Source organism: Chromobacterium amazonense, assembly GCF_001855565.1.
In the GTDB taxonomy this organism is placed as follows: Bacteria; Pseudomonadota; Gammaproteobacteria; order Burkholderiales; family Chromobacteriaceae; genus Chromobacterium; species Chromobacterium amazonense.
Genome location: NZ_MKCR01000027.1, coordinates 132641 through 159477, shown reverse-complemented (window position 1 = coordinate 159477; position 26837 = coordinate 132641). Strand labels below are relative to the sequence as shown.

Genomic DNA, 26837 nt, shown 5'->3' with positions numbered 1-26837 from the left:
ACTAATACTGCGTAAATACGTTCTTCAGCCACTGCGGCGGCTCGCCGCCCACGCTCACCACCGCGTCGAAGCGGCAAGGCGCATGAATGTTGTGGCTGGCTAGATAGACTTCCGCGGCCAGCAGCAGTTTCCGCTGCTTGGCCTGGGTGATGCTGTCGGCGGCGCTGCCGAAGCGTCCGCCGCCGCGATGGCGCACCTCTACAAACACCAAGGCGTCGCCATCGCGCATGATCAGATCGATCTCCCCGCCGCGGCAATGCCAGTTGCGCGCCACCAGTTTCAGGCCGCGCTGTTGCAGCAGCGCCAGCGCGCGGTCTTCGGCATCGCGCCCGGCCTGGTTCATTGCAGCGCGTTGCCGCCCATCACGCCGGCCGGCAGCTGCCGCTCGAACACCCGGTCGCGGCCCAGCTTCAAATCGCCGGTGACGCCGTCCAGCTTCACCGCCGCGCCGGGACGGCTGCCCGCCATCAGCACCGCCAGACGGTAGGCGTCGATGCCCAGCGCGTACAGCCGCTCCGTCTGCGCGGTCAGCGGCGTCGTCGGCCGCGGATAACGCTTCACCGCCGGATGATCCGGCATCAAAAACCACGGCATGTCGATGAAGCGCACGCCGGCCAGCTCCGGCTGACTGCCGCCGGCATTCAGCTGCGAAGTGCCATATACCGGCAGGTCCGGCGTCAGCGCCGCCTTCAGCTTGCCGGCTTGCGCGGCGTCCAGCGCCAAGGCCAGGGAATCGGCCTGGCCGCTGGCCTGCAGCAACGCCGGCAGGTTGTTGGGATCATACGCCTGCCGCAGCGCGTCCTTGCCATTCAGCCGGCGCCATTCATCGGCAAAAGCCTTGGCCAGGCGCTGCGACAAAGCATCGCCGCCCACCACCAGCAAGGGGTTGGCGCGGCCGTCATCGCGCATCAGCTGCGCCAGCTGGCGCGCCTCGCCCTCCACGATCAGCGACAAGGAAAACAGTTTGGCATTGGCCGCGGCGTCGCGGTCGATGGAATTCAGCGCGAGGGTCGGCACTGTCACCGACGGCGCCAGCTGGGCGATGGCGCCGCGCGACAGCGGGCCGATCACCACATTGACCCCGTCCGCCACCGCCGCGCGATAGCGCTGCACCACATTGTCGGTAGTGGCGTCCACGCTGACCAGCTCGGCGTTTTGGTCCACCTGGGCCGCCGCCTCCACGCCGCTGCGCACCACGGCCGCCGCCTCGCCCAGCGCGGCCGATTCGTTGGGCAGGATCAGCCCTATCTTGATCTTGGGCCGCCCGTTCGCCGGCCGGAAGGCCGGCGCGCTGGCTGCCGGCGCGGGGCTGGGCAAGGCTGCCGCGGCAGGCGCCGTCTGCGCCGGCGCGGGGGCCAGCCGCGGCGTCTGGCCGGGCGCTTGCTGCAGCGCGCGCATCGGCGCGCCGTTGCTTTGGATGATATAGTCTGGGGTTTGCGCCAGCGCCGGCGTCAACCACGTCAGCGCCAAGCTCACCAATAACAGCGGAGTCAGTCTTTGCATAACTCGTTCGCCCACCTGATCGATGCCGCCAGGGATAGTTTCTGTAGCGGGACATTATATGTGGTGGCCACGCCCATTGGAAATCTGGCCGACATCAGCGCGCGCGCGCTGGCGGCGTTTGAAGCCGCCGACGTGGTTTGCGCCGAAGACACCCGCGTCACCGGCCAGCTGCTGTCCGCCTATGGCATCCGCGCCAAACGGCTGGTCAGCCTGCGCGAACACAACGAGCGCGGCATGGCGGAACAAGTGGTGCGCTGGCTGTCCGAAGGGCAGATCGTGGTCCAGGTATCCGACGCCGGCACCCCGGCCGTGTCCGACCCCGGCGCGCGGCTGGTGGAAGCCGTGCGCGCCGCCGGCCACCCGGTGCGGCCGCTGCCCGGCGCCAGCGCCGTCATCGCCGCGCTGTCCGCCAGCGGCTTCACCGCCCCCACCTTCCTTTTCCACGGCTTTTTGCCGCCCAAAAGCGGCGAACGCCGCAAAACGCTGCAGCAATGGCTGTCCGCCCCCCATCTCACCGTCTGCTACGAAGCGCCGCACCGCATTGTGGACGCGCTGGAAGACATCGTGGCGGAACTGGGCGGCGAACGCCGCGTGATGATCGCGCGCGAACTGACCAAAACCTTTGAAACCTTCCACGCGCTGCCGGCGGCGGAACTGCTGGAGTGGGTAAAGGCCGACAGCAACCAGCAGCGCGGCGAAATCGCCCTGATCATCGACGCCGCCCCGGCCGTAGAAGCCGATAACGACGCGCCGCCGGCCGAAGCCATGCGCGTGCTGCAAATCCTGGCCGCCGACCTGCCCACCAAGCAAGCCGCCACGCTGGCGGCCCAGATCAGCGGCGCCAACCGCAAGCAACTGTACGACTACGCGCTGAAACTGAAAAAAGACTAAGCCGCAACTATTTACAAGCGCGACGGCGAAGGTTAAGATTCGTTCTCTCGCAGATGTCGCCCGGGTGGCGAAATTGGTAGACGCAGGGGATTCAAAATCCCCCGCCGCAAGGCGTGTCGGTTCGAGTCCGACTCTGGGCACCAGCGACAACTCCGAGAGAGTCCGAGAAGTACCAGGAAACCCGCACAGCACAAGGCTTTGCGGGTTTTTTGTTGTCCATTTCCGTCCAGCGCCATCCAGCCAAAGCCGGCGCAAAATGTTGGTATATATATTGGTACGAAGATACCATCACTGCTGATACCAACAGCAGGAAATGCCAACATGCCGCTTACAGACACCGCCATCCGCAATGCCAAGCCAAGAGAAGACGGCAAGCCTGCCAAGCTGGCAGATGGCGGCAGCCTCTTTCTTTGGGTCATGCCCAACGGGGCGAAGTACTGGCGCATGGCCTACCGCTTCGACGGCAAGCAAAAAACCCTCTCCTTCGGCGTCTACCCCGCCACTTCGTTGAAAGACGCGCGCGATAAGCGCGAAGCCGCGCGCAAACTGCTGGCCGCCGGGACCGACCCCAACGCAGCCAAGAAAGAGCAGAAGCGCGAGAGACAGCTCACCGTTGAAAACTCCTTCGAGATTGTCGCCCGCGAGTGGTACGACAAACAGCTGCCACGCTGGACCGATGACCACGCTGTCAGAATCCTCGACTCCCTTAAGGCTGACGCCTTCCCCGACCTCGGAAAACAGCCGGTTTCCCAACTCACCGCGCCGATGATCTTGGATACCATCCGCAAAATAGAAAAACGCGGCGCTGTGGAAACCGCCCAACGAGTGCTGCAACGGATCAGCGCCGTCATCCGCTATGCCATCCAGACCGGCCGAGCCGTCCACAACCCGGCAACGGACCTTACAGGCGCGATACGCGCAAAGAAGGTGGAACACCGCCCAGCGCTGCCACGCGGCGAGCTGCGCGAGTTCTACCGCCGCCTGGCGGCCGAACCACTCTACATCCCGACACGCATTGCCATGCATCTGCTGATGCTGACCTTTGTCCGCCCTGGCGAACTGCGCGCCGCACGCTGGGAAGAATTTGATGAAGAGCGCGCCGAATGGCGTATCCCAGCCGAGCGCATGAAGATGCGCGAGCCTCACCTTGTACCGCTATCGCGCCAGGCGCTGGAACTGCTGAAAGAACTACGCCCGCTCACCGGCAAAAGCGCGCTGCTCTTCCCTGCGGTGACAGACCTTAAGAAGCCGATGTCCGAGAACACGCTGGGCTATGCCATGGGCCGCATGGGCTACAAAGGTACAGCAACCCCACACGGCTTCCGCGCCCTGGCCTCGACAGTTCTTAACGAAGAAGGCTTCGATCCAGATATCATAGAGAAGCAGCTCGCGCATGCAGAGCGCAACAAGGTTCGTGCGGCTTACCACCGGGCGGAGTATCTGGAAGAGCGTAGAAAGATGATGCAGTGGTGGGCTGAATTCTTAGGTAGGCATCAAGAGAATGGCCTCGCTTAGCAAGGCAGAAAAATACGGCTGCTTCCGGCCATTTGCGGTCATTGCAATTGACTTTAACCCATTTTCTAATTGTGAAATTTATAGCATGCGTAAACTACTCGCTATCCTTCTTTCAGTCATCGGCATCAGGGCGAATGCAACTGAGGTATTGATCCAAATGCAGGAACAGTTCGGACCCTCACGTGTTTTCTCTGTAATGGTGCCAACTGATTGGGTGATTGGGACGGGAGAAAATTTCACCGCAAGCGCACCGAATGATGGCCCACATCTTAGTGGTATGGCTTATCGGATTGAGCGACGCCCAGAGTTGTCTGAGTTCTCGGGGGCCCGTTACCAGGGCGTCGGAGATATGGGGATCTACAAGCAGGTCGGGCAGGAACGTTCTCTTGGAAATGATGGCGGAGTTATTCGTGAGTACGAGGGGCGGTGGCCAGGGGACAAGTTCATTACTTACTACATTGTTGCTTGCAAGAGTGCCGGGGATATATATGCGAGTATTTCGTTGGTTACAACCAAGGAGGACTATGACTCGCATCGAGTCTTTTATGCGCAGATGTTTTCGTCGTTTGCTATCCACCCCTGAAACTCCGGTCAATCACGCAATGGGTTCTCTGCCTGAATGGAACGCTCTGCAAGCCAACTTGCCTACGCCAGCAATTCGGTCAAAGTGGTCTGTCACACCATCTGCTGTGAGCGTCCACTTTGGGTCGACTCCTGCCATTTCAGGCTAACGCTCAAGTTTCACCACCTGCCTGCCTCATAAACACCCGCCACTGAACGCCATCCTACAATGAGCTGTCCCGCAGGTTTGCCGCACTAGGCAGCGCTACAGGGCATTAACGGCCTCTTTTTACCGCCAGCCCCCAGCGCGCGCCATCGAAGCCCCGCCTCGCCCCCACGCTTCATGTGCCGCTAATCATGCACCTGCATGAACCCGCGCCAGGCCCGCACCGTATGGCCTGGCTCGCTGCTTTTCCCCTGCCAATATTCATGCGCTTTCATGCACTCTATGCATGCAGTCGCGCTTTGCGCTGACTGACGATTCCGCCTTTCCCTTTCTCTTCCCGCTTAAATTAGCCGCCGAGTATGTCCGGCGCAGTCCGTATTCGTCCGATACGGTCCAGATATTCAGAAATTGCCCCGCCAATTTCCATCTTTTGCCCTGTCGTCAATAGCCAAAACTGAGTTTTTCCGGCTTTTCAAGTTTCGTTGTTGTGTGGCGATGCCACACAACAAGCCCGCCAAACTCGATTTGAAATTTCTGAAATACTGCATTCGCTGATCGGCGTATCCGATTGCATCCACAGATATTCAGATCAAACGATAAGGACAACCCCATGACTGCTATTGCCCCTTCGCTCACCACCCAGCCGTTGCGCTTTCTGCGCTTGCCGGAAGTCATTTCCACATGCGGCCTGTCTCGCTCGTCGGTATACGACGCCATCAAGCGCGGCAGCTTTCCGGCCCCGGTGCCGCTGGGCGGTAAAAGCGTGGCCTGGCTGTCATCCGAAATCGACGCCTGGATGGTGGATCGCATCGCGGCGCGCCACGCCTAAACCCCCCAATCAACGCACCCGGACTCAGAACATGCATATCCAGAACCCCAACACCCAAGAAACCGTCGCTTTCGCCGTCGCCGGCCTGACGGAACGCCTGGCCGCTTTCGAGCAAGACCTGAACGCCTGGCAGGCGCTGGCCGACAACGCCGCCCGCCGCGTGCAGACCGCCGCGGCGCTGCGCAGCGAAGCCGAGCAGGCGCGCAAGGATTGCCTCCAGGCGATGCGCACGTCCTTGGGCATTCCCACCAAGGCAGTGCGCGAGCTGAAAAACAAGGAGATGGCCAATCTGGAATTGGCCGAGGAAACGCTGAAGATCGCCGAGGAAGAAAAGATTCTGGCAGAAAAGCAACAGGAGGCGCTGTTCGAGCAGCGCCAAGCCCTGGTGCAGGAGCGCCACGCGCTGCGCCGCCAGTATTGGGATGCGGTACTAGACGACCAGATCGCGCAATGGGGGCAACAGCTGCCGGTGCTGGCGCTGCTGTTAGCTGAAGCACCCAAGGCGTGCATCGAGCGGCTGTTCGGCCGCGCCGAATTGCACAGCAATTATGAGCAAACCTATGCCGCGCTGCAGCCGGGCGAGCTGCAACAGGCGCTGAAATCCGCCGCGCAAGCGGAACCGGACGACTTGCTGACCCTGCTCAATAAGCCGCTGCCGGCGCTGGCGACGCCCACCACCCAGCACCAGAGCCCCATCACCCGCATGCGCTATCAAGCCGAGCGCGACGCGAAATACCAAGCCCTGATCAACCGTTAAGCGAGCACTCCACCATGCAAAATACGACCCGCCAAGCCCTGGACCACTTCATCGGCCGCTACTTCAGCCATATGGACGCCCATCAAGCCCAGGGGACTTGCCATGCCGCCCCGGAGCCGCAAGCCGCGCAGGCCCGCATTCAGGCGCTGAAAGCCAAGAGCCGGCTGTTGTCCGCCATCAATGTGCTGGGCGTGCCCGAGATCAAAGGCCGCTCGCAAAACTTCGACATCGCCGGCACGCTGGCCGCCACCGTGGACACCAACCGCCATCCGCGCCAGCCGGCGCAACAGACCTGGCGGCCGGCGCAGTATGTCTGCCAGCAAACCAACTTTGACGCCGCGTTTGATTACGCCACCTTGGACGCCTGGATGAACGAAACCCAGGACCAAGCCTTGTTCGAGGCGCGGGCGCGGCAGACGCTGGACCGGCGGATTCTGCTGGACCGGGTGATGATTGGCTTCCGCGGCCTGATGCGCGCCCAGGACTCTGACCGCGAGCAAAACCCGCAATTGCAAGACGTCAACATCGGCTGGCTGCAACAGATCCGCGAGCAAGCGCCCAAAGCCTGCCTAGAGCGCGTGCGCGTCGGCGAAGGCCAGCGCTTCCGCAGCCTGCACCGCCTGGTGCGCCATGCGGTGAATAACTTGCTTGCGCCGGCCTGGCGCGATGATCCGCTATTGGTGGCGCTGGTCGGCGCGGACCTGCTGCCGGACGCGGTATGCGAGCCCAGCGGCCAGGCCGAGCCGTGGGATGATCTTGTGTTCCATAAGCAGCGTCTGGGCGGCCTGCAAGCGGCGACGGCCGCCTTCTTCCCTGGCGACAGCATCTTGATAACTCGCCTGGACAATCTGTCGCTGTACTTCAACCAACACGCCATGCGCTACCGCTATCAGGAAGAACCGTCCATCAACAGCGTGCTGTTCTTCCACTCCAGCGCCGACGCCTACGTCATCGAGAACCTGGCCGCCTGCGCGCTGATTGAAGACGTGGAAATCGTGGACTGAGGAGAATGGATATGGCCTTTCCCTGCCCGCTATGCGGCGCGATGTCGCGGGTGCGTACCAGCCGCATGCTGACCGCCAGCACCAAGGAGATTTACTACAACTGCAGCAATGACGACTGCTGCCACCAGTACAAGACGATGGAGGGCGAGCCGCGCACCGTGGCTCAACCGATCAAGGGCGGCGCGCAGATACCGCCGGAGCGGCTACGCAAGCTGCCGAGTGCGGCACAAGCGGCCGCCCCGCAGGCGCTGACCATCACGCCTGGCCGGATTCAACACCGCGTCTTGGAGTAATGAAAATGGCCCGCTGCAAGGCGGGCCATTTTTATCATTTGGATACAACCTTTAATTTTTCACGATGCTTGGCAAGCCATCCTCTTACACCGGCATGTGAAATTTCCGATGCTATTTCCAATTGCCGATTGATTTCATCATCAGTCAAGTCATTATCATAAGCAATATCTAAAACCGCTTCATATTTTTCATGAACAGACTCAAGCTCCCTTTTTAATCGCTTCATTTCCTGTTTGCACGAAGAAATACTGGATCGAATAATCAAATCCATCAGCATGAGATTACTTGCATGAACATACAAATCATTAGATATCTCACCAGGGGTGAAAAGATCGAGAATTTCGTCCGCGCGGATATTCTCATCCGAGACACTCCACAACACCTTTTCTATTCTGGTTTCTGTATGCCCGCACTCTTTGCATTGCAAAAAATATGCTTTGTGATACGCGTAAACCTCCCGGCTTGTGCGGATAAACATGATTTCTTTTTCACATGCCGGACATAGAACATTGCAAACATTTGGCGGAGGGAAATCGTGGCAAGTACGCTGGTCTTTTTTATTAACTTTCAATGCAATGCCTTTAGGGAAGGTCTGAACAAGTCTCCAATCTTCCCGTAAACTGACTCCCCCTCAGTCAGATCCAGGACGCCAGCATGCGACAGCAGATGACCTTCACCGATCTCGAACTCGCCGCTAAGAAGAAGCGCACCCGCCGCGAAATCTTTCTGACAGAGATGGATCAGGTCATGCCTTGGGCGCAGCTCGAAGCCGTCATCGATCCAGTGTATCCCAAGCCTGGCAACGGTCGCCGCCCCTACCCGTTGTCCGCCATGCTGCGCGTCTACTGCCTGCAGCACTGGTACAGCCTGTCCGATCCCGCCATGGAAGAAAGCCTGTACGAGATCGCCTCCATGCGCCAGTTCGCCGGCCTCTCCCTGGACGCCGTCCCGGACGAAACCACCCTGCTGAACTTCCGCCATCTGCTGGAAAAGCACCAGCTGACCCACGCTCTGTTTACCGCCATCCACCAGCATCTCTGCGACAAAGGGCTGATGTTGAAGCAAGGCACCATCGTCGATGCCACCCTGATCCACGCGCCCAGCTCCACCAAAAACGCTCAGGGCGAGCGCGATCCGGACATGCATCAAACCAAGAAGGGCAATCAGTGGTACTTCGGCATGAAGGCCCATATCGGCGTCGACGCCCAGTCCGGCTTGGTGCATCACGTGGCCGGCACCCCCGCCAATGTGGCGGATGTCACGATGGTCGATCAGTTGTTGCACGGCGAGGAAATCGATGTGTTTGGCGACGCCGGCTTTGCTGGCGTGCACAAGCGAGCCGAACACCAATCGCGAGCGGTGCGTTGGTGGATTGCGATGAGGCCCGGCCAGCGCAAAGCGCTGACCGATTCAGCCGACGACCGGCAGATCCAGCTGGGCGAAATGGTCAAAGCCAAGATTCGGGCCAAAGTGGAGCATCCGTTTCGGGTCATCAAGCAGCAGTTTGGCTACCTGAAAACACGCTACCGCGGTTTGAAGAAGAACACCGCGCAACTGATGACGCTGTTTGGGCTGGCCAACATCTGGCTGGCGCGAAAGGCCTTGCTGGCGGCGAGTTAAAAGGCCGGATGACCGGAAGCACCCGGTCATCCTCATGGCGGGCGATCTGGAATTGGTGGGTGAAATGCAACCGAAGCCCCGCGAGAAATTGCATTTCTGTTTGCGTGGCAGGTTGTTCAGACCTTCCTTAGAACAAGGCCCCTGCCAGGGCCTGTATAGAAAACAAAAATCGAATCCCACGCAATTGTACCCATATGAAATGCACCGCTCAAACGCAATATGTGAATCACATGCTTGACAGCCCCGCTCGATTCCCGCACCATTACCCCGTCGTGTTCAATAGCGCGACCGGGTTTGGCGACCTGAACAGTAAGGCGGACAGCCGCCTTTTGCGGCTATTTTTACGTCCGTCACACACCATTGGTGCGTCCTTTTCTATGGCGGGCCGTGGTGGGGATACCTTCGGGTATGCCGGTTCCTTACTGCCGGTTCGCCAACCCTGCCATGCGCCCGCCTCCCCCGTTTGGCGACGAGGGACGGGCTTAACGCTCAGTAGGGAGGCACAACATGCCCAATATCGCCCTGCGCGCTTTCCGCGCCCTATTTCCCAAAGCTACCCGTCCCGTTTCCACGCTGCCCAACGAGGCCCAAGCCCGCGCGCTCGCCGCTTTGCTGGTCGCCCAGGGTCAACGCGCCTTGATTCATCGCACCGTCGCCGGCTTCGCCGTGGAGGTGATCGCATGAATGCCCTGCCGCTGATTGCCCCGCTGGCGCTATCCGCCGTTCATCACCAATTGGCCCAGCTGCAATTGCTGGCCAACACCCCTGAACACGCCGCCTTGCGCGAACCCTTGAGCCAGTTGGCCAGCTTGTGCCAGGGCATCGAACACACCGTCAGCGCCGGCGTGTCGCGCCTGGCGCGCACCGGCGACGGCCTGCAAGGATTGGTCGAGCTGCTGGATTGCGCCGAGGACCAACCGTTGCCGGCGCAGCGCCTGGCCGGGCTGCTCGCGCCGCTGCAGCAGCAAGTCATCGACGCCAGCGCCGACATCGGCCAACTGCTCTAAGGACAATCCCATGAACGCAAGAAACCCTCTCCCGCGCACCGGGCGAGACGCCCCTGGCTTGTCTGGCGTCATCCAGTGGGAGGCGCAACCATGAGGCTCGATCTCGCGCAATTGCGCCAGCAGGCCCGCGACCGTTGGCCGGACATCCTGATGGCCCTGGGCATTCCGGCCAAGGTCTTTACCCAGCGCCGCAACCAGCCTTGCCCGGCTTGCGGCGGCAGCGACCGCTTCGAGTGGATCGACAAGGGCAGCGGCCGCTTTGTCTGCCGCGCCCTGGACAGCCAGGGCGGCGACGGCTTCGTATTGGCGCAGCATTGGCTAGGCGGCGACTTCTTCCATGCGGCGCAGGCCGTCGCCCAGGTCTTGAACGGGGCGAAGGGGGAGCTGGCGCGCGTGGCGGCCGCACCCGCGACCACTCACCCGCAACGCGACCAGCGCGAGCGCCTGGCGCAATTATGGCGCGCTGCGAAGCCGGTGAAGGCTGATGACCCGGTGGGCCGCTATCTGGCCCGCCGTGGGCTATCGCTGATCGACTATCCCCGCGCGCTGCGCTATCACCCGGCCTTGGCCTACTGGATCACGCTGCACGGCCGGCCGCAGCTGCTGGGCCACTTCCCGGCGATGCTGGCGCTGGTGACGTCGCCGCAGGGCATCAACGTGGGCTTGCATCGCACCTGGCTGACCTTCGACGGCCACAAGGCCGCGCTGCTCCACCCCGTCAGCGGCGAAGCGCTGCCGGCGAAGAAACTGGCCTTGGGTCGTTCCGGCGACCTGTCCGGCGCAGCCGTTCGGCTGTACCCGCCCGCAGACGGCCGGCTGGCGCTGGCCGAAGGCATCGAAACCGCGCTGGCGGTGCGCGAGGGCAGCGGGCTGCCGTGCTGGGCGGCGCTGTCGGCCTGGGGGCTGTCGCATGCGGTGTTGCCGGATGAAGTCACGGCGCTGTTTGTGATGGCCGACAACGACGCCAACCAGGCCGGCCAGAACGCCGCCCGGCGCTTGGCGCGGCGGATGCAAGACGACGGCCGGCCAGTCCATTTGCTGATTCCCGAGCGACCGGATAGCGATTGGCTGGATGTGTTGAACGAACAAGGAGAATCCCATGGGCAGCGCTGACAAGCAGGCTTTGGAGATGGCCGCGCAGGCCCCGGCGCTGGCCATCGGCCCGCGTTATGAAGTGAACCGCGATGGCGTGCATTACATCGCCGTCAAACGCGACCGCGATACCGGCGAGCTGTTGGAGCAGCCGCCGGAATGGCTCAGCGACAAGATGGAGCTGCTGGGCTGCGGGACGGATGCGGACGGCAACCATCACCGCATCGTCAAATGGCAGCGCCAGGGCAATGGCGAAGTGATGACCACCGCCTTGCCCAGCGCCGACATCGGCGAGCGCGCCGGCTGGGCGCTGCTGCGCAAAGGCGGCCTGACGCTGACCACCGACCGCGGCGGCCAGGCGCGGCTGGCCCACTGGCTGCAACGCGAAGGCTCCACCGAGTGGCACGACATCGTCAATATGTCGGGCTGGCAGCATGGCGCGTTTGTGCTGCCCAACGGCGACATCATCGGCCGGCCCAACCGCAAGATGCATTTCAACGGCCGTCCCAAGGACGCCAGCGCCTACCATCCAGCCGGCAGCCTGGCCGATTGGCAAAGCACGGTCGGCGCGCTGGCGCTGGGCAACCCGCTGGCGATGACAACCATCGCCTGCGCGCTGGCCGGCCCGCTGCTGGCCTTGTGCGGGGCGCGGGATGGCATCGGCCTGCACCTGTACACCAATTCCTCGTCCGGCAAGAGCACCTGCGCCGATACCGCCGCCAGCATCTGGGGCGACCCTCAACGCACCTTGCATACGTGGTCCGGCACCGCGCTGGGCCTGACCAACGAGGCCGAAGCCAGCAACGACATGATGATCTATCTGGATGAAGTCGGCTCCGGCGACGCCCGCAAGATCGGCCCGGCCATCTACAGCATGCTCAACGGCGTGTCCAAGCTGCAAGGCGCGAAGGAAGGCGGCAACCGCGCCGCCCGTTCGTGGAAGCTGACCATGATCTCTACCGGCGAAGTGGCGATGAGCCAGTACCTGACCGAAGGCGGCCAGACGCCGCGCGGCGGGCAGGAAATCCGCTTGCTCGACATTCCGGCCGACACCGGCCCCTATCGTGCCTTCGACCACATCCACGGCCGCAGCAATGGCGAAGTGTTCGCCGACGAGCTGACCCGGCATGCGCGCAGCCATTACGGCACCGTCGGCCGCGCCTTTGTCGCCTGGCTGCAGGACAACCGGGCGGCGGCGGTGCAGTGGGTGGAGCAGTCGCAACAGCGCATGCTGGCGGCCGTGCCCGAGGGCGCCGCGCCTACCGTGCGCCGCGCGACGCGCAAATTCACCATTCTGTCGGCGGCGGCCGAGATGGCCAGCCATGCCGGCCTGACTGGCTGGACGGTGGAACAGGCGATTCAAGGCGTGGAAACCACCTGGCAACGCTGGATGCAGGCTTTCGGCATCGAGGACCGCGACGACGCCCGTTTGATCGACCAGGCCGCCGCCGTGCTGCAAGCCAGCCAGTACGCCCGCTTCGTCTTGCTGCCGATGAATGACAGCGACCCGCTGGTGCCCAACTTGATGGGCTACAAGCGCTACACGCTGGAAGGCGAAGCGGTGTTTCTGGTGACGCCGGGCGCTTTCAAGGGCGAAGTCATCGCCGGCTATGAAGTGCGGCATGCCTGCGAAGTGCTGTACCGGGCGGGGATGCTGCAACGGCCAAAGGGTCGCGCCGGTTGGACCGTGCATGGCGGCAAAGGCGTGGGCCAGGTCTACCGCATGCAGTTGCATCCGCACGACGGCGAAGCGGAAGAGTAAGCGAAAAATTTCTCACGTAAGGCCAAACCCACTGTCAACACTGCCAACACCTATCTAATTAACTGATTTATATGGATTTATCTGTTGGCAGTGAGTTGGCAGTGTTGGCAGTCAATTGGCAGTTCCTCCGCCCCATCCCGCCCAGTTGGCAGTTTGCCCCCTCCTGTTGGCAGTGCTTTAGCCGCCACTGCCAACAACTAAACCCATACTAATCAGTCACTTACAGACGAGTTGGCAGTGTTGGCAGCGTTGGCAGTGGTTTTTGCTACATACGTAAGAAAACATGGTAGCCCATACCCTCTTCTCTCTTCACTTCAATCCAACTCACAGCGGCACTACAACTACATTGACATCTCTCCTGAAGATTCATCCCTGCATCAAACACATCAAAATGCCATTGTCAACAAGCATGCTTGCAGATATCCTTTATTTCATAATGGTCACACACAGAACAAAGACAGATAAGTATCTGATTCATCTTGCCGATTAATAATCATTACTTTTCTATCACATAAATGATTATCTTTCAGGAAAGACGAATATCACATTTTGAAATCAAATGTATCGCAGATCGGAAATGCAAATGCAAAAATATCAAGATTTAAACAACTATGGATCGATTAATAAAGATGAGCACGATCAATGTATTGGCATAATGCAACATTCATATTCAATAAATGGGATTTCTGCAGAAATTAGACTTCATTATTTGAAGTTCGATGGAAATGGAAAACCGATGATGAAGGCGCTTGCCAATCTACTCTACTCATATATTATTGATTATTGTATTTCATCAAAAAATAGAACTGATACTCTTACCACACAACAAGCAGCACAATTAACAAGAGAAGCTAGACGATTATTTAGACATCCAGAGATAACTGATGAGTCTCCCGACAAGACCGGAGAGGCTGGCGAAATGCTTCTATTTTTTTTAATCGAATCAATTCTAAATGCACCGCAAGTTGTCTCAAAAATGGAGCTAAAAACTAATCATAAAGATGAAGTAAAGGGATCTGATGGAATACATGCCCACTATGATGAAATCGATCAAATAATAGATTTCTACTTTGGAGAGTCAAAGCTTTACAAAAAAGCATCAGATGCAATGGACGCCGCTCTAAAAAGCATAAACGATTTTCACGACATTGACATGTGCGAACATGAGTTTACCATGACAACAAAGCATTTTAAGTATGCCGATGAAGAAGTTAAGAAAGCAATATCATCATTAATAATTCATGGACAACCAGGGCCAAACGTTAGAATAAACCATGCCTGTCTTATTGGTTATGATTTTAAAAAATTCGCTAGCTTATCAGGGAATGGTTCAAGAGAATTAGAAAACAACTTCCTACATGAATTTTCTCAAGACACCCCTCGACTTATTGAGTTACTACAAAATAAATTTGATAAATTCAATAAAAAACACTTACGCTTTGAAGTTTTTTTCATCCCATTCCCATCCGTCGTAGAATTTAGAAATGCCTTTAATGATGCTCTAAACTAACCGGAAAATAAAATGGAAAACATTGCATACCTAGAGGAATTGATTTCGAAACTGGAAATCAATAGCATAAAAAAGCAGATCTTTAAAATAACAAACGATGTTGAGATTGAAGAACTTTCAGATAGAGATATTTCCAAATTATTCGGACAAGCATCGATACTATCACTTTCAGAAAATAGCGATGATCTTGCTTTATGTTACGAGATAATAACAAGGCTATTAGAAATAACAGATGGCGGAAATATAAAAGTTATAAATGCCGCAGAAGTAATTTTGTCTAGAATTGGTAATTTCCCGGGAAGGACCTTACTAAGAAATAGGTATACAAATGGTCAGATCCGACCAGTTTCAGCAGCTCTTAAACTTGAGTGCATTGCTAGAGAGGCAGAAAACTCAATCTACATTAACAGTGAGAATCCAACCTTATTAACAGATTTTCAGTACAAACTATTCAAATCGCTACAAGAAGAAAAATCAATCAGCTTTTCTGCCCCAACATCTGCAGGCAAATCATTCATTTTAAACTTAGACTTAATTAGGAAGATTAACAATAAAAAAGGTCAATCCATTGTTTACATTGTTCCAACCAGAGCATTAATATCTGAAGTATCAAGCAGAATCCGAAATACCTTGCGGGAAAATTCAATTCATGATGCCATAATTAGAACGGCACCATTTCCAGTACAAAGAGAAAAAATTAAGAGCGCAGTAATTTACGTACTAACCCAAGAGCGATTACTAAGCTTACTAAACACACCTGATGAGCATTTATTCATAACATCTTTAATCGTAGATGAAGCTCATGAGATTCAAAAAGGTAAAAGAGGGATAGTTCTTGAAAGTGCTGTCAGCATGGCCATTTCAAGATTCCCTAACGCTGACATATTATTTGCCAGCCCCCTGATAAAAAATCCTTCATATTTTCTTGAGCTATTTGGCCGAAATAACAATGGCCGATATTTCGTTGAGTCTCTTTCGCCAGTTTCACAAAACATCCTACTCCTCTCTGAAGTAGATAGAAAACCGAATCAAATGAATCTCTCGTTAATCACCAGAGAGAAAACTATCAACATAGGCCAATACACATTAAAATTTAGACTACGAGGAGAAAAAGTTACTCAGCGTGCCAATATTGCCATAATGATTAGCAATGGTACGGATTCAGTAATATCATATTCAAATGAGCCTTCTGCGGCTGAAAATATAGCAGAAGAAATATCCAATATTATTGATGAACCAGACATAACTGATGACACTGCGATTTTTATAGAGTTCTTAAAAAATGAAATACATCCTGAATACCCCTTAATTAAATGCCTACAGAAGGGCGTTGCTTTTCACTATGGGAAGATGCCATCCCTTGTTAGATCAGGGGTTGAGCGATTGTTTAGAAATGGCGATGTAAAAATAATATGCTGCACAAGTACATTACTGCAAGGAGTAAATCTACCTGCAAAACACATAATTATTGAAGATCCAAAATCTGGCGATCACGCAATGAAGAGATCAGATTTTCTAAATTTAGCAGGTAGGGCAGGCAGGCTACTAAAAGAGTTTCATGGGAATATATGGTGCATTCGACCATCAAAATGGAAGGAGGCATCTTATAAAGGAGAAAAGCTACAAGAGATATCATCAGCTATCAGTGACCTTATGAAAGATGGAGGAACCGATCTTCAGAAATTAATAAATAAAGAACCACTGTCAGATCAAGATAAGGAGAGGGCGGAAGCTGCTTTAGGAAAATTATACGCCGATATGCTAAGGGGGAATGACACTTCTCACATTGAATCATATAGGAATGAAAGCAACTCTCACTCTATTGACAAGACAATACTCTCAATAAAAAATATTAAAACAAATATCCCGATTGATATAATATCAAAAAATCAGTCTATTCGTCCTGATTTGCTTCAAAATTTATTTGGTCATTTAAATCAACAAAGCAGCTTAAGTCAATACCTACCAATCTCACCCTATACCACTGGCGGGAAAGCCAGAATGGAGTTTATTTTTGATAAATTCTATGAATTCTTCGAGTGGAATGTAGATAATAAATACGCAAGCCTCATAAGCTGGATCGCGCACAATTGGGTGTGGGGGCACCCAACAAAGCGAATTTTATCGGAAAGAATAAGTAACGTTCAAAGTAAAAATCCGGCCACCCCTGCCTCAAAAATAATTAGAGATGCTCTTAAAATCCTTGAGGATGAAATACGCTTTAAGCTTGTTAAATATTTCTCTGCATACATAGACATGATGAGACATATTCTATCGGTCAGAAATCAGAACCAAATAGCTGAAAGGATTGAACCATATCACATATACCTAGAGTTTGGTTCTTGCGATAAAAAAATGCTCAACCTGATGGCGTTAGGACTATCTCGATTTACTGCAATACACTTAATCGATTTATACGATTTTTCTAAAGCAGAAGATCATAATGATTACATAAATTACCTATATAGAATTGACTTAAGAACCTCAAGCATGCCCACCATATGCAAATATGAAATTAAAGATTTAATTGGCTGATTCTATGAAAATTTTATCAGATGGAATCTGAATTTAAGACTAAATATCTGAAAAAATGAAACAAGACTACCTCATTCATTTAATTTTAGAATAGTTTGGAAATTGCCTTTGGAGTGGTAGTGACCATTACGCGTTCTACATTTTGCGTCTGTCCAATTGAAAATGTCCTACCACTACCTGAGGCTACCAAACACTGATTTTGTGAAATGTCCACATCGCATGATCAATCACTCAAGACCTATTCATCAGACCCAAGCTCCTGAGACGAGGAAGAAATCCCCTACTTTGACGCTACAGCACTACGTCAGATGTCGCGATTGTAAAGACGCTCTCGGACCTGACTTCGCGATCGTCTACCGCCCTCTTTGAAAAACTAACCACTCAATCGAGCAAGGCATTTGGTCAAAAGCGGCCCAGACTCCATGGATATAATTGGCTCTTGGGGGCACAAATGGGGGCACTGATCAAATTGTACAAAAATATATTTCATAAAAATCAATATACTAGCAATTCAATTCAATCCCTGTCGGGGACGATGAAATGGCTTGAAAAAATTAAACTAAATAAATTCAATACATTAGAGAACCAATTCGATCCCTTCAAAGACTACCGACCTTCACACCCTCTTGAGTCCAAGAGAGCTGTCTTTGACCAAAGACGCATCAATGTTGGTACATTTGTTGGTATTTAATTTTTAAAATAAAAAATACTTCAATAGTTTCAACAAATTGAATGACGTTTTCGAGAGAGACTCTGACTCGCAAAACGCAAGTACGTTTGCGACTCGGCCAATCCCATCAAGGACTGTAGGCTGGATTGGGCTGAGCCACGCGAAGCCCAACGTTTACTGCGCAATAATTATTGGTTTTGCGTCCGCTCCGCGGACAAATATTTAAGTGCCGGTTCCGCCCGGCTGGACGGGTCCATTTCTTTTGCTTCGCCAAAAGAAATGGACGAAAGAAAAGGCGACCCAACAGCGCTGCGAAACCCCGACTCCAAAGCCCTTTCCAAGGCGCCGCCGAACTCGCGGGGCGCTAACGTCGCCCCGCTCAAACAGGCGGCGGCTTAAAACCTTGGGAAGGGCTTCGGAGTCGGCTTGCGCTGATGGGGTATGGGCAAATCGGTTCGGTACAGCTACCGATTACGCAAGCCACTGCGAAAAAACTGACGCTGCTTATCGCTCGCAAAAAGCAAAAGCGTTTCCGACGCGCCCCTCCCCTTCAAGCCTGCCGCCGGGTGGCAGGCCCGAGGTTTTAAGCGGCTGCCTGTTTGAGTCCCGCGACGTTAGCGCGGGACGAGTTCAGCCGCGCCTCGGGCCTGACGGGAACCGGCGGGAAGCCGCAGGCCAGGCTTGCAGGGTGGCCTTTAGGGGTGGAGGGGATATTTGGCCAAGCAAATATCCCCTCCCTGCCGCCGGGCAGCCCCGGCATTGAAAACCATCATCCGCGCAGCGGATTCTACTTACTGCTTCAAAATACAGCCGGTTTCCCACCCTATTCCCTTGCCTCACAAGGCTTCCCTCCGGATAATCTCATCCGTGCCGTTCAATAGCGGCATCAGGTTTGGCGACCTGTTACCTAAGGCGGACTGACGCAGCTTTGACTGCGGCTTGTCCACACACACCATTGCTACGCGCAATCCATGGCGGGCCTTGGTGGGGATACCTCCGGGTATGCCGGTTCCTTAGGTCCGGTTCGCCAACCCTGCCATGCGCCTGCCACCCTCGTTTGGCGACGAGCGGCAGGCGAAACAACCTAAGGAGGGTTTTGCCATGCCTAGCATCACCCGCAGTTCGTCTCACCTTGCCGTTTCCCTGAAAAACCGTTACCCCGCCCGCAGCCGTTGGCTGCTACACAATCAAGTCCCCACCCATCCGCCCAGCCTGTTGGCCATGACCCGGCTGCATGAAGCCTTTGCCGCCTTGCAAGAGCAATTGGCCGGCAAGGACCAAGCCAAGGTCAGAGAACCGGCCGCGCGCGTGGCGCATTTATGCCACGACATCGAGCAGGCGGTGGTGGAGTCCATCTGCCACCTCGCCCATGGCCAGTTGGGTTTGCAATCCGTGATCGATTTGCTCGCTTGCCTGGGCGACGACGTGCGCCTGCCATCCAGCCGCATCAAGGAATTGCTGGAGCCGCTGGATAAACGGATGGGCGAATCGCTCACCCTGCTCACCCGCGTGCTGTAAGCAACACAAAACATCACGCGCAGGGAACAACCGCACGGTGCCTGCCGTGCGGTTGTTTGTCGTTCATTGCAATGCCTATTGAATCCATGAGCCAAGAGCGGCAAACGCAGGTTACCGCTCTTGGGATCGAAGCTATCTAATAGTCAAAAAGATGCGGAAGCTGGGTCAAGCCAACTTCTCAGCCCGTAGTAAAGCCGTGCTCTGTTCGCATCTCTCCGCTGCGACGAGGCGTCTCATAGAGTTTCTGCATGGCAAGCAGCCCTGGAAAAATGTTTTGCGGCGGCTCATGAGGCATCAAGGGTTCTTCTCCTAAACCCAATTCCGCGACTGTGCACTTGCAAATAAAATCTTTCCACTCTGCCGCTTTGCGCCCGTGATCTGCCCCCGCTAGCCATACCAGCAATCAGGAGAGAAGTCCTAGGTTTGCATGGTGGTGGAACCTGCTGATCTTTGGCTTGCTAATTGTGCCTGGCGATGGCGTGCCGCAAATTCCGCTGGCGGTATCCGGCCAATCGATCCATGGGGACGGACTTGATTGTAATCGTCCCGCCACGCGGAGATGATCTGCCTGGCCTCCGCCAGCGAATCAAAGACATGCTCGTTCAGGCATTCGTCGCGGAGTCTGGCATTGAAGCTTTCGATGTAACCATTCTGCATCGGCCGGCCTGGTTGAATCAGGATGTGGCGGATGCCGCGGCTTTGCGCCCAGCCCATGAATGCCCGACTGGTGAACTCCGGCCCATTGTCCGTCCGGATCGCTGACGGATAGCCGCGAAATTGCGCCGCCTGATCCAACATCCGCGTGACGTATTGACCGGACATCGAGAAATCCACCGCAATCTGCACCGCTTCGTGGCTGAAGTCATCGGCGACCGTCAGGCATTTCAAGCGCCGACCACTGGCTAACTGGTCGCTGACAAAATCCATGCTCCACACCTCATTCCACTGTGTAGCGGCTTGCAGCGGCGTGCGCACGCCGGTCAGCTTACGCCGACGGTTACGTCGTCTAACCGCCAGACCTTGTTCGCGATACAAGCGGTACACCCGCTTGTGGTTGATGCCCGGAAACTCTGCGCGCAACAGGTCATACACTCGCCGATAGCCAAAGCGGCGGCGCGTGTGGGCGATATCGATGATGCGGGCGGTCAGCCGATGCGTGAATGCATCGGTTTGCGGCGGATGTCGCCAGGCGTCTCGAGAAAGCCCCACAAGCCGGCAAGCGCGGCGTTCCGACAATGCCAGTCCGCTGCTTAGCATGATGCGGATGGCCTGCCGCTTGGCTTGCGGGGCTAGCGCTTTATCCCGAAGGCGACCTTGAGAGCTTCGATATCGAGGTGGGCTTCGGCCAGCAGCTTCTTGAGCCGGGCATTCTCGGCTTCCAGATCGCGAGCGCGCTGCAATTCCGCGACGTTCATGCCGCCGTATTTGCTTCGCCATTTGTAGAAGGTGGCTTCAGAGAAGCCTCCCTGGCGGCAGACCTCCTTGATGGCCATGCCGAGTTCGGCCTGCTTGAGAAAGCCGATGATCTGCTCTTCGGTGTATCTGCTCTTCTTCATATCCGTCATTTTCCTTCAAGTGACAGACTTCTCTCTACTTTTGATTGGTAGGAGCTGAGGGGAGCAGATCAACTGCTGGCGCCTTTGACTGGTGCCCGTCCGGTTTCAAGGTTGATTCAGGGAATCTGGCAAAACGCAAAAAAATCACAAATAAAACTGCAGATGCAAGTCATCAATGGCATGCCGGGAATACTATTTTGGCAACAGGACCAGCTTTATATGAGCGTTGCCATAGCATCCAATCATGCAAAAAAAATATCCGCCCTGTATGTCATGCGCAATCCAAACAAATTGACTCACCTTGCAGATCAGCCTTATGATTTGGATAAATCAAGCCAAGCCCAACGCTTAGCTCAATGATTGATTTTCCGTTCGCTCCTTTGCAGTTCTTGATCAATAACTTCTCGGGTCTCAGGCGAATTGCCTCTCTCATCCTGTTGATATTTTCTGGCGCTGTCAGCGCTGAACCCTGTCTGCTCGCCCCATCATATTTTCTGTCGCACCCTATGGCGTAAACCGGCCCGGCGCGGGCTTTCCGCCTCCACTCCGACAGAAAGGCAGGGCATGCACGCTTTCTCCATAGCCATCGACCGCGCGATTCCGCCCGCCATCCTGCCGGCGCCGCTGCAAGCTCGAGCCGAGCGCATCTGCCGGCTGGAGCGCTGGCGCGACGACGACCGCGCCTGCTGGCTGGAAACGCTGGGCCGCCAGCTTCACGATGACGGCGTACCGGCGGCGGAGTTGATTGCGGCGCTGGATGCCCATCTTTATGTCCATCACCCCGAGCACGCCCACGCCGACGACGTGGAGGCATTTGAAGAGCGGGCGGCGATTCTGGAATTCGACGCACACCTGCCGCGCCCGCAAGCCGAACGGCTGGCTGCCAAGCACAACAACTGCGCAAGCTGCCGCCACTGGCGCGGCGAAGCCACCATCCCGGATGCCCGGCAACGGGCCGCCATGCTGGTGGGACTGCCCGCGCCGCGCCTGGGCAACGCCACGGTGGGGATTTGCGCCGCCGGCTATCGGCCGTGGCGTGCGTCCAATCTGGCAGACAGCGCGGACTATCTGCATTGGCACTACATAGGCCGATGCGCCTACGCCGCTACAAATGGATGCAAAACGTAACCAAAACAGGGATTTAGTTATCCGGCAAAGCGCCGATATTAAGTACAGGCAATACCCGATAGTCTCACCATGGAGAGCATGCCTAGCGGCCAGCCAGCAACCATCTTTCCAAACCTTTTCAGATCCTGCGCCATTGCTCGACCCAGTCCGCAGACACCCACCAGACCGCGCCCACAGGCAGGAGCCCTGTACCACGGCGTCGGCCAAGCTGCGGATGATGCGAAGGGCAACAGCGCCGGATGGCCGGAAGGCCATCCCCAGCCAGGCCACCGCAAACGGTGGCCTTTGCTATGCCCATCGTCTATGCTCTGCGGCTTTTACCTACTTTTTACGTTTTTTTGCGGCTATTCCTCAATTTTTGATGGTCCATCCCTGTTTAGTCATCGCAACAGGAATCGATAGCCATGCTGGAAAACTACTTCCCCATCCTGCTGTTCATCGTGGTGGGCCTGCTGATGGGAGTTCTGCCTATGCTGGCGGGCCGCTTGCTAGGCCCCAACCGGCCAGACCCGGAAAAACTGTCGCCCTACGAGTGCGGCTTTGAGGCCTTTGGCGACGCGCGCAGACGCTTCGACGTGCGCTACTACCTGGTGGCCATCCTGTTCATCCTGTTCGATCTGGAAGTGGCCTTCATGATTCCGTGGGCGGTGACGCTGAAAGACGAGCTGGGCCTGTTTGGCCTGGGCGCGATGGCGGTATTTCTGGCTTTCCTGACCATAGGCTTTTTCTACGAATGGAAAAAAGGCGCGCTGGAGTGGGATTGAGCGCCTAGCCGCGCGACGCAAAAAGGCCGTCCACAAGGGACGGCCTTTTTCTTTGCGCGGCAGATGCCAAACCTGCCCACGCGAAACGCTTACACCAGATTGCCGCCCAGAATCACCATGGCGAAGCCCAGATAGATCAGTACGCCCACAAAGTCGCAAATGCTGGTGAGCATCGGCGAGGACAGGGTGGCCGGATCGGCGCCGAACTTTTTGGCGGCAAAAGGCAGCACTGCGCCAATGATGGAGCCGGTCAGGGTGCAGGCGAACATGGAAACGCCCACCACCAGCAGAATGTCGCCGCCAGGGGACTTGGTGAAATGAGCCATCACCACCTCGGCAACCGCGACAACGGCAGCCAGCATGCAGGCAATCACGATTTCCTTTTTCAATACCAGGAACACATCCTTGGCGCGGACTTTCAAGTCCTGCAGCGCGATGGAGCGGATGACCAGCGTGGCGACCTGGCTGGCGGAGTTGCCGCCCATATCCACAATGGCCGGCAGGAAGGCCGCCAGAATGATGGCTTGGTCCAGTAGTTCGGTCTGACCGGCAATGATGCTGCTGGTCAAGATGCCAAAGGCCGTCAAGATGAGCAGCCACATGGCGCGCACGCGGAAGATGCGCCAGATGCTGTCCCGCTTCATGTCCAGATCATTGCCATCGATCGCGTGGTTGCCGCCAAAATCAGAGATATCGTCCGCCACTTCCTTCACGTAGTCGGCGTTTACCCAGCGCATGCCTTGCGCGTCGGTCATGTAGATTTTGCTTGCTTGGTTCATTTGGCATTCCTTTCCCGTGCAGGCGGGCTCATCCGGGCTTGCATCCACTATTTTCGCCCGCCTGGAATAATCGTTTAATTAGTGCGTGCTAATTAAAATTTCAGTCATTTTGAGTAAAAAGGCGTTTCTTCAGGCAATACGTTGCCCTCCCTGCAGGAAGGTTTGAGAATCAAACACCTACCGGCGAAGGGCGTGCGATATTGCTTGGAGAGTGCAGGTAACCGGACTGGGCAAAACGGCTTGAGCCTTGCATCCATTCCTCCCCTAAGCACCCCTGATCATCATCAGGGCGAAAGAGCCGCGTCTATATGCAACAGACGCAAGGCAGCCTCCGCGCGAGGACGGAATCATTCAGAGCAGGGAAGAGATAGACGTGACTAGGCCGCGCCCATTTCCGGGTCATGCCGACGGGACTGCCACAGCCCGCCAAGACCAAGGTCAGCGGGACAACGGCTCCGGCCGGCACGGTCGAGGTTCTGGTTCTTCAGACATCGAAATCTCCGTGTGGCGGATAAATGGAAGAAGCTGACAGGCAGCCGCCATGGCGGCGCGTGTCGGTAGCTCCGGTTCAATAGGAACTGGCGGATGCGTTGCGGCGGACTCAGTCCGGCCCGCGCGGCCCGAAGGCAAAAGAGGAGAGAGCGGAGGCCCGAGGGCCTGTGACGCCACACCCTGGCTTGCAGGATGCGGCAGTAGAAGAATCAGACTGCGCGAATCCCGCAAAGCGACGTGTCGATGAAGAATCGACTACACCCGTCGTTGTTCACGATGAACCTTTGCTTTGTGGATAACGCGGCAGACTATATCCGTCCGAACCGATCAAATCAAACTTTGTGACAGCGTTTTTACATTTTTCCGACCACACAATCGATAAAATCCATATCAGCCAGTAAATTTTTAAATTTACTCATTTTAAATTAACATTCCCACCCAAAGAACCGCCGGAGCTTGCTGTCTGTCGCTGGATAAAAGCCGTGCCGCCAGCCTGTTTTCCCGGCAACCGAATCTAGATATTTAGCATAAAAAATCACAATTAAAATGTCATTAGAATTATCATAGCCACCCAATCGCCTGCGAATGCATGGCTATCAGGCATAGGAGAATCCGTGAGAGCCGCCCTGCGCCCCATTCCTTTCCGCTTTCTTTGGGCATGGTCCATCTGCTGCCTGCTTTCGGCCCAGGCCCAAGCCAACATCCCCGATCACAACCAGCGCGCCGCCGATGTGTTCATCAAAGCCCAATCCGCGTTCGAACAACACCATGCCCTGGCCCCGCGCGCGCAACTACGCTACCGCTTATTGGCCCAGGGGCCGCTCACGCTGACGCTGACTGCCGGCGGCGCAAAAAGCCGCGTGCCATTGGATGAACGCTCCAGCTTTGCCTGGCCGGCCCCAGTCGCCGGCCAATCGCTGCAAGCCGCGACGAAATCGGGACAACTTGCCTTGTGGCGCCCGGACATCCGCAGCCCCGATATTCCCGCCGGCGCGCGCCGGCTGGGCGACTTGCGGCTGGAATGCGCGGTGGATGCGCAAAGCGGACTGAACGCCGCCAGCGAAAACAGCCACTGCCTGCCAGGATCACGCAAACCCGACTGCCTGAACGAATTGGAAAGCTGCCTGCGCGAAGCCTCGCTGCTGCTGAAAAAGCAGCTTGAACAACTTGGCCAGCTGCAAGTCCAAGCCAGCCCCTATCAAAACCAGCCGCCGCATTATTTGTTCGTGGCCGATCAGCCGCTGTTTTCCATCACCCTGCGCCATGGCGACAAGCACTTGCTGCTGCCGGCGGTGTGGCAATACGGCAGCGCCATCACCACCAGCCCTTTCGCCAGCTGGCCTTACCCGCGCGAATATCTGTATTCGCTGCCGCTGGAATCGGCCGATTGGCCTGACGACACCGTAGTGCTGTTCGAACCGCTGGAGAAGCCATGAATCGCCTCCTCCCTGCCCTCGCCTGTGTATCCGCCGCGCTATCGGGCTGCGCCGTGATCGGCAACACCACTTTGCAGGAGGCGGATAGCCAGCAGATCCGGCAGTTGCTGCAGCAATCGCAAGCCGCCCAGCCAAGGCTGCAAGCCATGCTTGGACGGCCGGACGACAAAATCCGATTCGGCGATGGCCGCCAGCTATGGGTGTATCGCAGCGACAAATATCAGCCCAAATGGCAGAACTTCACTAATGTTTCGCTGCTGTTCCGCGCGCAAAGCCACCAAAGCAAAGAGCTGGTGGTGCTGTTCGACGCGCGCGGCAATGCCCGGCAATGGCGATTGCAGGATGAAAGCCGCGAGGAGAACACCGGGCTGATGCCGCTGCCCAAGCTGGATGGCAAAGGCTGAATTGACAAGGTCATGTTGCGGATAATTGTGTAACATTCAATTTTTGTCCCCTTCTCTTCGCGCATGATCGTCCGCAACACGCCGTCCTGGTTCCGCCTGCTGTTCGTCTGGCATGGCTCGGTGCTGCCGCGCATCTGGCCGCGGCTGCTGATGGTGTTGGCGGTGGGGCTGGTCGCCGCCGGCTTGCGCCACTGGTGGCTGCAAAGCCTTCGCGACTCTTCGCTGAGCATCCCCACTTTCACGCTGCTGGGCGTATCGCTGGCCATCTTCCTGGGCTTTCGCAACTCCGTCAGCTATGACCGCTTCTGGGAAGCCCGCAAATTATGGGGCGCGCTGCTGATCGCCAGCCGCTCGCTGAGCCGGCAAATGCTGGCCGCGCTGGGAGACAACGACGACAGCCGCCGCTTCATCGACGGCGTATGCGCCTTTGCCTACGCGCTGAAGGCGCAATTGCGCGGCCTGGACGCGGAGGCGCAGCTGCGCCGCTTGTTGCCGGCGGACGCGCTGGAAAAGGTGCTGGCCGGGCGTTTCCGCCCAGCCTTGATCCTGGCCTGGCTGGGCCGCGAAGCGCAGCGGCTGCAGCATGCCGGCCAGCTCAGCGAGCTGCAATGGCACGCCCTGGACCGCAATCTGAACACGCTGTCGGAAATCCTGGGCGGCTGCGAGCGCATCGCCTCCACCCCCATGCCCTTCACCTACCGCGTGCTGCTGAACCGCACCATCACCATTTATTGTCTGCTGCTGCCGGCCGGACTGGTGACCAGCATAGGCTGGCTGACGCCGCCGATCGCGGTCTTCATCGCCTATACCTATTTCGCGCTGGAGCAGATTGCCGAAGAACTCGAAGATCCGTTCGGCACCGAAGGCAACGATCTCCCGCTGGCCACGCTCTGCCACACCATAGAAAGCTCGCTGCGCGAAATGCAGGGTTTGCCGCTGGATATTCCCGCGCCGCCCAAGCAGGGCATCTACCTTCATTGATAGAAGGTGGCAATGACAATGGCCTTACCATAGAATGGACCACTCCCCCACTTAAGCCCGGTCC

At 56.5% G+C, this 26837-nt stretch carries 26 protein-coding genes and 1 tRNA gene; 22 read left to right on the top strand and 5 right to left on the bottom strand.

Annotation, left to right across the window (positions count from 1 at the left end; translation table 11 throughout):
• Position 1: 1 nt before the first annotated feature.
• Together BI343_RS11760 and BI343_RS11755 are read right to left on the bottom strand one after the other, a co-directional pair.
• Positions 2-343, bottom strand: a complete 342-nt coding sequence (locus BI343_RS11760; protein ID WP_071109818.1) for a YraN family protein — start codon at positions 341-343, stop codon at positions 2-4.
• Positions 340-1503, bottom strand: a complete 1164-nt coding sequence (locus BI343_RS11755; RefSeq protein ID WP_071109817.1) for a penicillin-binding protein activator — start codon at positions 1501-1503, stop codon at positions 340-342. Before BI343_RS11755 ends, BI343_RS11760 begins: the two co-directional genes overlap by 4 nt.
• Here BI343_RS11755 and rsmI point away from each other — a divergent pair.
• From rsmI to BI343_RS11715, 8 genes are all read left to right on the top strand, one after another.
• Positions 1498-2394 carry a 16S rRNA (cytidine(1402)-2'-O)-methyltransferase gene (rsmI, locus tag BI343_RS11750; RefSeq protein WP_244886632.1) on the top strand — a complete coding sequence of 299 codons (897 nt, stop codon included), beginning with the start codon at positions 1498-1500 and terminating at the stop codon, positions 2392-2394. The two genes, BI343_RS11755 and rsmI, sit on opposite strands and share 6 nt — an antisense overlap.
• A gap of 58 nt (positions 2395-2452) precedes the next feature.
• Positions 2453-2537: transfer RNA gene (locus tag BI343_RS11745), tRNA-Leu, on the top strand.
• A 178-nt stretch (positions 2538-2715) separates the two neighbouring features.
• Positions 2716-3909 carry a tyrosine-type recombinase/integrase gene (locus tag BI343_RS11740; RefSeq protein ID WP_071109815.1) on the top strand — a complete coding sequence of 398 codons (1194 nt, stop codon included), beginning with the start codon at positions 2716-2718 and terminating at the stop codon, positions 3907-3909.
• The gene (locus tag BI343_RS11735) at positions 3896-4492 is read left to right on the top strand and encodes a hypothetical protein (RefSeq protein ID WP_071109814.1); all 597 of its coding nucleotides are present in this window, start codon (positions 3896-3898) and stop codon (positions 4490-4492) included. Before BI343_RS11740 ends, BI343_RS11735 begins: the two co-directional genes overlap by 14 nt.
• A 754-nt stretch (positions 4493-5246) precedes the next feature.
• A complete protein-coding gene (locus BI343_RS11730; protein ID WP_071109813.1) occupies positions 5247-5465 on the top strand; it encodes a helix-turn-helix transcriptional regulator in 219 nt (72 codons plus the stop codon).
• 31 nt (positions 5466-5496) lie between these two features.
• Entirely contained in the window at positions 5497-6222 is a 726-nt protein-coding gene (locus BI343_RS11725) for a hypothetical protein (RefSeq protein WP_071109812.1), read from the top strand.
• A gap of 14 nt (positions 6223-6236) precedes the next feature.
• Positions 6237-7226, top strand: a complete 990-nt coding sequence (locus BI343_RS11720; RefSeq protein WP_071109811.1) for a P2 family phage major capsid protein — start codon at positions 6237-6239, stop codon at positions 7224-7226.
• Between the two features lie 11 nt (positions 7227-7237).
• Entirely contained in the window at positions 7238-7519 is a 282-nt protein-coding gene (locus BI343_RS11715; protein ID WP_071109810.1) for an Ogr/Delta-like zinc finger protein, read from the top strand.
• 34 nt (positions 7520-7553) lie between these two features.
• Here the strand turns inward: BI343_RS11715 and BI343_RS19690 are convergent, their stop codons facing one another.
• Positions 7554-8090 (bottom strand): hypothetical protein, encoded by a 537-nt coding sequence (locus BI343_RS19690; RefSeq protein WP_139165714.1) that lies wholly within the window; start codon positions 8088-8090, stop codon positions 7554-7556.
• A gap of 83 nt (positions 8091-8173) precedes the next feature.
• On the opposite strand from BI343_RS19690, the gene BI343_RS11710 reads away from it, so the two are divergent.
• The 8 genes from BI343_RS11710 (at position 8174) to BI343_RS11680 (ending at position 19233) form a co-directional block, all read left to right on the top strand.
• On the top strand, positions 8174-9139 hold the full coding sequence (locus tag BI343_RS11710; protein ID WP_083340712.1) for an IS5 family transposase: 966 nt from the start codon (positions 8174-8176) through the stop codon (positions 9137-9139).
• A 507-nt stretch (positions 9140-9646) separates the two neighbouring features.
• Positions 9647-9823, top strand: coding sequence for a hypothetical protein (locus BI343_RS20035; RefSeq protein WP_169829010.1), 177 nt, complete (start codon positions 9647-9649; stop codon positions 9821-9823).
• Positions 9820-10146: a DUF1484 family protein gene (locus tag BI343_RS11705; protein ID WP_071109809.1), complete on the top strand. Its 327-nt coding sequence runs from the start codon at positions 9820-9822 to the stop codon at positions 10144-10146. Before BI343_RS20035 ends, BI343_RS11705 begins: the two co-directional genes overlap by 4 nt.
• Before the next feature lie 90 nt (positions 10147-10236).
• Complete coding sequence (locus BI343_RS11700; protein ID WP_071109808.1) at positions 10237-11259, top strand: DUF7146 domain-containing protein; 1023 nt, start codon at positions 10237-10239, stop codon at positions 11257-11259.
• Positions 11246-13000 (top strand): DUF927 domain-containing protein, encoded by a 1755-nt coding sequence (locus BI343_RS11695; RefSeq protein WP_071109807.1) that lies wholly within the window; start codon positions 11246-11248, stop codon positions 12998-13000. The genes BI343_RS11700 and BI343_RS11695 overlap by 14 nt, the downstream gene beginning before the upstream one ends.
• A 583-nt stretch (positions 13001-13583) precedes the next feature.
• A complete protein-coding gene (locus tag BI343_RS11690) occupies positions 13584-14510 on the top strand; it encodes a HamA C-terminal domain-containing protein (protein WP_071110015.1) in 927 nt (308 codons plus the stop codon).
• A 12-nt stretch (positions 14511-14522) separates the two neighbouring features.
• Positions 14523-17045: a DEAD/DEAH box helicase gene (locus tag BI343_RS11685; protein WP_071109806.1), complete on the top strand. Its 2523-nt coding sequence runs from the start codon at positions 14523-14525 to the stop codon at positions 17043-17045.
• Between the two features lie 1771 nt (positions 17046-18816).
• The gene (locus tag BI343_RS11680; RefSeq protein WP_071109805.1) at positions 18817-19233 is read left to right on the top strand and encodes a DUF1484 domain-containing protein; all 417 of its coding nucleotides are present in this window, start codon (positions 18817-18819) and stop codon (positions 19231-19233) included.
• A gap of 417 nt (positions 19234-19650) precedes the next feature.
• On the opposite strand, the gene BI343_RS11675 is transcribed toward BI343_RS11680, so the two are convergent.
• Positions 19651-20789 (bottom strand): IS3 family transposase gene (locus BI343_RS11675; protein ID WP_422614097.1). Its coding sequence is split into 2 segments (ribosomal slippage): positions 19651-20534 and positions 20534-20789, totalling 1140 coding nucleotides; the frame shifts between segments, so codons are not numbered across the junction.
• A 162-nt stretch (positions 20790-20951) separates the two neighbouring features.
• Between BI343_RS11675 and BI343_RS19685 the strand changes: the two genes are divergently transcribed.
• The 3 genes from BI343_RS19685 (at position 20952) to BI343_RS11660 (ending at position 22681) form a co-directional block, all read left to right on the top strand.
• The gene (locus BI343_RS19685) at positions 20952-21149 is read left to right on the top strand and encodes a hypothetical protein (protein WP_139165713.1); all 198 of its coding nucleotides are present in this window, start codon (positions 20952-20954) and stop codon (positions 21147-21149) included.
• A 204-nt stretch (positions 21150-21353) separates the two neighbouring features.
• Positions 21354-21917: a hypothetical protein gene (locus tag BI343_RS11665; protein WP_071109804.1), complete on the top strand. Its 564-nt coding sequence runs from the start codon at positions 21354-21356 to the stop codon at positions 21915-21917.
• A 404-nt stretch (positions 21918-22321) separates the two neighbouring features.
• Positions 22322-22681, top strand: coding sequence for an NADH-quinone oxidoreductase subunit A (locus BI343_RS11660; RefSeq protein WP_043620422.1), 360 nt, complete (start codon positions 22322-22324; stop codon positions 22679-22681).
• A gap of 89 nt (positions 22682-22770) precedes the next feature.
• Here the strand turns inward: BI343_RS11660 and BI343_RS11655 are convergent, their stop codons facing one another.
• The gene (locus BI343_RS11655) at positions 22771-23460 is read right to left on the bottom strand and encodes a magnesium transporter (protein WP_071109803.1); all 690 of its coding nucleotides are present in this window, start codon (positions 23458-23460) and stop codon (positions 22771-22773) included.
• Positions 23461-24566: 1106 nt separating this feature from the next.
• On the opposite strand from BI343_RS11655, the gene BI343_RS11650 reads away from it, so the two are divergent.
• The 3 genes from BI343_RS11650 (at position 24567) to BI343_RS11640 (ending at position 26773) form a co-directional block, all read left to right on the top strand.
• Positions 24567-25388: a hypothetical protein gene (locus tag BI343_RS11650; protein ID WP_071109802.1), complete on the top strand. Its 822-nt coding sequence runs from the start codon at positions 24567-24569 to the stop codon at positions 25386-25388.
• The gene (locus BI343_RS11645) at positions 25385-25792 is read left to right on the top strand and encodes a hypothetical protein (protein ID WP_043620427.1); all 408 of its coding nucleotides are present in this window, start codon (positions 25385-25387) and stop codon (positions 25790-25792) included. The genes BI343_RS11650 and BI343_RS11645 overlap by 4 nt, the downstream gene beginning before the upstream one ends.
• A 63-nt stretch (positions 25793-25855) precedes the next feature.
• Entirely contained in the window at positions 25856-26773 is a 918-nt protein-coding gene (locus BI343_RS11640; protein ID WP_071109801.1) for a bestrophin family protein, read from the top strand.
• Positions 26774-26837 lie beyond the last annotated feature (64 nt).

What these genes read in the sequence shown, in the direction of transcription:
- BI343_RS11640 (WP_071109801.1), top strand. Translation starts at nt 25,856, where the DNA reads ATGATCGTCCGCAACACGCCGTCCTGGTTCCGCCTGCTGTTCGTCTGG.
- BI343_RS20035 (WP_169829010.1), top strand. Translation starts at nt 9,647, where the DNA reads ATGCCCAATATCGCCCTGCGCGCTTTCCGCGCCCTATTTCCCAAAGCT.
- BI343_RS11660 (WP_043620422.1), top strand. Translation starts at nt 22,322, where the DNA reads ATGCTGGAAAACTACTTCCCCATCCTGCTGTTCATCGTGGTGGGCCTG.
- BI343_RS11755 (WP_071109817.1), bottom strand. Translation starts at nt 1,503, where the DNA reads ATGCAAAGACTGACTCCGCTGTTATTGGTGAGCTTGGCGCTGACGTGG.
- BI343_RS11725 (WP_071109812.1), top strand. Translation starts at nt 5,497, where the DNA reads ATGCATATCCAGAACCCCAACACCCAAGAAACCGTCGCTTTCGCCGTC.
- BI343_RS11690 (WP_071110015.1), top strand. Translation starts at nt 13,584, where the DNA reads ATGCAAAAATATCAAGATTTAAACAACTATGGATCGATTAATAAAGAT.
- BI343_RS11720 (WP_071109811.1), top strand. Translation starts at nt 6,237, where the DNA reads ATGCAAAATACGACCCGCCAAGCCCTGGACCACTTCATCGGCCGCTAC.
- BI343_RS11730 (WP_071109813.1), top strand. Translation starts at nt 5,247, where the DNA reads ATGACTGCTATTGCCCCTTCGCTCACCACCCAGCCGTTGCGCTTTCTG.
- BI343_RS11680 (WP_071109805.1), top strand. Translation starts at nt 18,817, where the DNA reads ATGCCTAGCATCACCCGCAGTTCGTCTCACCTTGCCGTTTCCCTGAAA.
- BI343_RS11735 (WP_071109814.1), top strand. Translation starts at nt 3,896, where the DNA reads ATGGCCTCGCTTAGCAAGGCAGAAAAATACGGCTGCTTCCGGCCATTT.
- BI343_RS11685 (WP_071109806.1), top strand. Translation starts at nt 14,523, where the DNA reads ATGGAAAACATTGCATACCTAGAGGAATTGATTTCGAAACTGGAAATC.
- BI343_RS11740 (WP_071109815.1), top strand. Translation starts at nt 2,716, where the DNA reads ATGCCGCTTACAGACACCGCCATCCGCAATGCCAAGCCAAGAGAAGAC.
- BI343_RS11760 (WP_071109818.1), bottom strand. Translation starts at nt 343, where the DNA reads ATGAACCAGGCCGGGCGCGATGCCGAAGACCGCGCGCTGGCGCTGCTG.
- BI343_RS11710 (WP_083340712.1), top strand. Translation starts at nt 8,174, where the DNA reads ATGCGACAGCAGATGACCTTCACCGATCTCGAACTCGCCGCTAAGAAG.
- BI343_RS11665 (WP_071109804.1), top strand. Translation starts at nt 21,354, where the DNA reads ATGCACGCTTTCTCCATAGCCATCGACCGCGCGATTCCGCCCGCCATC.
- BI343_RS11715 (WP_071109810.1), top strand. Translation starts at nt 7,238, where the DNA reads ATGGCCTTTCCCTGCCCGCTATGCGGCGCGATGTCGCGGGTGCGTACC.
- BI343_RS19685 (WP_139165713.1), top strand. Translation starts at nt 20,952, where the DNA reads ATGCAAGTCATCAATGGCATGCCGGGAATACTATTTTGGCAACAGGAC.
- BI343_RS11695 (WP_071109807.1), top strand. Translation starts at nt 11,246, where the DNA reads ATGGGCAGCGCTGACAAGCAGGCTTTGGAGATGGCCGCGCAGGCCCCG.
- BI343_RS11655 (WP_071109803.1), bottom strand. Translation starts at nt 23,460, where the DNA reads ATGAACCAAGCAAGCAAAATCTACATGACCGACGCGCAAGGCATGCGC.
- BI343_RS11700 (WP_071109808.1), top strand. Translation starts at nt 10,237, where the DNA reads ATGAGGCTCGATCTCGCGCAATTGCGCCAGCAGGCCCGCGACCGTTGG.
- BI343_RS11705 (WP_071109809.1), top strand. Translation starts at nt 9,820, where the DNA reads ATGAATGCCCTGCCGCTGATTGCCCCGCTGGCGCTATCCGCCGTTCAT.
- BI343_RS11645 (WP_043620427.1), top strand. Translation starts at nt 25,385, where the DNA reads ATGAATCGCCTCCTCCCTGCCCTCGCCTGTGTATCCGCCGCGCTATCG.